The organism is Paenibacillus popilliae ATCC 14706, assembly GCF_000315235.1.
Classification (GTDB): domain Bacteria; phylum Bacillota; class Bacilli; order Paenibacillales; family Paenibacillaceae; genus Paenibacillus_B; species Paenibacillus_B popilliae.
In genome coordinates this window covers 1-557 of sequence record NZ_BALG01000434.1, presented here as the reverse complement: position 1 = coordinate 557, position 557 = coordinate 1, and the positions used below count along the sequence as shown (strand labels likewise).

Below are 557 nucleotides of genomic sequence, written 5' to 3'. Positions count from 1 at the left end.
AACTAAGGTCGTTGCTTCTTCTGGACGAATAGGCACAAAACTTCCAATCGGATCAATGGCTAGCACTGTAAACTGAACGTATTTCAGTGTATCTAAAACCTGTGCTTGCCACCCCGGTCTATCAAATAAGTTATGCTCTATCATGTCAACTGTAGGTAAAAATAGGTGTTGTAAAGCTTGTCGTTGCCCGTTTATGTTTTCTTTGGCTTGCTTGACCTGGATGACGTTCTCCGCTGCTGCCTCTAGATTACTCCAATATGCGGCTCGCTCTTCCTCTGTCCCCGCTGCTTGCTCCAAGGCGGCAAGCAGTTGCGCTTGGGCTGCCAAATCCGTTATCGTTATTTCTGAATCAATTTGCTCCATCAATTGCGCCAACGACACCATCGTTCGCAGCACGCGTTGCTTGTCCACTTGCTGTCGGATATGCGCATTCGCTTCCGTTTCCCCGGGGCCGAACAAGCTGGCCTGCAAGTTATTCTCCACGGCTTGCACCGCTTTTTTATTTCCTTCGTATATGAATTTGGCGAGTTGACTCGGATGCCGGAACGATTCGGATA

The 557-nt window shown here is 48.5% G+C and carries 1 protein-coding gene; it reads right to left on the bottom strand.

Going from position 1 to position 557, the window contains the following annotated elements; genetic code table 11:
• Positions 1-557: hypothetical protein (locus tag PPOP_RS23065; protein WP_042229938.1), on the bottom strand; the 557-nt coding region annotated here is incomplete at both ends.